At 75.3% G+C, this 2,810-nt stretch carries 1 protein-coding gene; it reads right to left on the reverse strand.

Features of this window, described 5'->3' with window-relative positions; translation table 11 throughout:
* The coding region (locus ACOV8S_RS05210; RefSeq protein WP_448316338.1) for a hypothetical protein at positions 1 to 2,172 on the reverse strand (2,172 nt) is incomplete at its 3' end.
* Between the last annotated feature and the right edge of the window lie 638 nt (positions 2,173 to 2,810).

A 2,810-nucleotide genomic window follows, 5' to 3' on the forward strand; every position in this document is an offset into this window, starting at 1 on the left:
CCGCGGGCCCGGTGCCTGGGCGTTCGCCGTACCGGCCCGTGCCTGTGCGCCCTGCCCGACGGCCTGGTTGCCCACCACGCTCACCCCGCCGGTCTGGAGCACTCCGTGGTTGAGGATGGTCTGCGCCTGGCTGCGGAAGTCCTCGGTGCTGACTCCGCGCTCGTCCAGGAAGTCCCGCACCGCCGCCAGGGTGTGCCGGTCCAGCGAGGCGAGGGCCTCCTCCGCGTCGGCCCGCTGGAAGTGGTTGAGGTACTCCCCGCCCTGCCCCAGCTCGCGGACACTCAGCCGGGCTCCGCGGTCGAAGGCCGGGTCGGTCACCGCGGCGCCCCGGTCACGGTCCAGTCGCCGGGAGCGCCGCCGGCCCTCGAAGGCGTGGTCGAGGAACGACCCGACGGCGCCCCCGGGTATCCCGCCGGTCCGGCGCAGCGCCCGCACCAGCAGCGTGCCGCGGAACAGCTCGGCAGGAACGGCGCCCCGCAGGTCGATCTCGTGGGCATCGCGCCGCACGGGAGCCAGCACGTACCGTTCGCAGCGCAGGTGGAGCGTCCGGTCGGCCACCGAGACGTGCAGCAGGTGACTGGGCACCACCTCGCCGCCCCACAACGGGAGGTGGGCGGTCAGGCAGTGCCGGGCGGGACCGGCCGGTGTGCGCGCGATGTCCCGCACCGTGTCGGGACCCAGCCGGGCCGCCGGGGCGCGCATGAGGTCCGGCAGCAGGTCGGCGTACCCCTCCAGTTCGGTGCCCGCGAGGAACACCCGGTCCTTCACCACCGCGCCGGCCGCGCCCGCCGTCTCGGCCAGACGGACCCTCAGCCGCTCCACCACGTCCCAGGCGTCGAACGCGTCGACGGCCTCGCCGGGGGAGGCGGGCAGCAGCGGGACGGAGAACGCCCACTGCGAGTCCCGGGACCCCCACCCGACGTACGGGTCGAAGCCGCTGTACACCGTGACGTTGCCGTGCTGTGCCTCCGCCACCTCCTCGACGCGAGCGGCCAGGTGCGGGTCGGGCCAGGGGAGCGGCGCGGAGCGCGGGTCGAAGGTGTCGCGGAGCAGGCTCGCCCGCAGCCGGGCGTCGAGCTCCTCCTCGTCGCGGAGCAGCACCCGCAGCGCCACCGCACCGCCGGCCACCACGGCGAGCAGGGGCGGTACCCCTCCCAGGTAGCCGCCCACCAGCCAGGCCGCGAAGCCGGGGAGCGGGAGGGCGGAAAGGCCCAGCCCGAGCAGCAGCCCCACGACGAGCAGGGCCGCGGCGGTGCCGGCGAGGCCGCGCAAGGTCGCCCGGACGTCCGGCAGTTCACTGCCCCGGGCCGACCACAGGTCCGCCCGCGCGGCCCGTCCGCGGCGGGCGCCGCGTGCCGGAGCGGCGGCCAGGGCGCGGAAGGCGAACGCCGCGAAGAGCAGCCACAGCGGGCCGAGGACGCCGATCAGGCACCAGACGGCCGCCAGCCGTCGGCTCAGCGCGGCGTGCCTGCGACGGGCGGCGAGCGCGTGCCGCACGACCGGCACCAGGTCCACGCCGGGGGACGGGGCGACGGCGCCGAGTTCGTCGTCCAGCACCCCGTCCACCACCCGGCGGGCGAAGACGGGATCGAGATGGGCCAGGGCGCACAGGTACCGGGTGGCGTCCCCCGGCACGCTGCCGCCGGCCACCACGCCGCCCGGCAGGCCGGCCGACGAGGACAGGACGGACAGGCGCATCAGTCTGCTCCGTTCTCGCACGAATCTCGGTGCGACCGGCTGGGCCGCCGGATCGGGTACGGGGGCGGACGAACGGGGACGGGCGGCGGCGACGGCCGCCAGGACGAGGCCGAGCAGGAGACCGAGGAGCAGTCCGTCCACCAGGAAATTCAGGAACACCTGCTCCGGGCCGAGACCCAGGACCCAGGTGGAGCCGTTCCGGGTGAGCAGCGACAGCCAGGAGACGACCGAGGCGACGAGGGAGAGGGCGATCGCCAGGCCCAGGGCGGCAGCCCACCGCACGCGTGCCCGGACGCCGCCGAGGAGTCGGGGCGCCAGCAGGAAGACCCCCACCACCACGGTGACCAGGAACGTGCGCCCCGCGAGGGAGTACGCCTGGTCCCACTCGTCGGGGCCAGGTGACAGGTCCCACCGGACGGACAGCAGCGCCCTGCTCAGCACCGCCAGGACCGGCTCGTCGGGCGGGAGCTCCATCAGTGGGTCCGCAACCCACGGACTTCCCAGCACCACCAGCCCCGCGCACAGCAGGGCGGCCGCACCCCTTCTCACTCCGGTCCCATCTCTTCGCCTCCGGAACGCACGGAACGTACTCGGGAGCCGAACTGTAGAACGAATGGCGACGCTCCGTCAGCGGGACGGCACAACTCGTGGTCGACGGCGGCCAGTGCGGGGTCGGAGGCGCCGGATACGGGCTGCCCCATGACGGCCGTGTGGCAGTCGTGTTGCATCCCCGCCGGGACCGTGGAGTCGACGTCGATCGCGTGATCGAATCGCGTCATGCCGTTCGCCCCTGTGGGTCGGCCCGTGCCGCTCGACCCCTTCTGGCCGACGCGCCGTGCCGACCACTTCGACCAGATCTGTCGCTGAGCCCTGCCGTCCGTCGCGCCTCCACGTCCGCCCACGCGCGACCGCGACCTCGTGCTCCCGGACCGCCGTCACCCGCCGACCGGTCCGGACACCGTCCTCCGCACCCACGCACGCACGCGCCCGAACGGCGCGTCCACGCGCGACCGGCGGAGGCATCCTCCATCCGCCGCCCGGACCCCGTCCGGCCGCGCGGACCCCGTCGCGCCGTCCGGCGAACCCGTCCGCCGCGCGCAGCGTCCCATCCC

It is taken from the genome of Streptomyces sp. CO7, assembly GCF_053474865.1.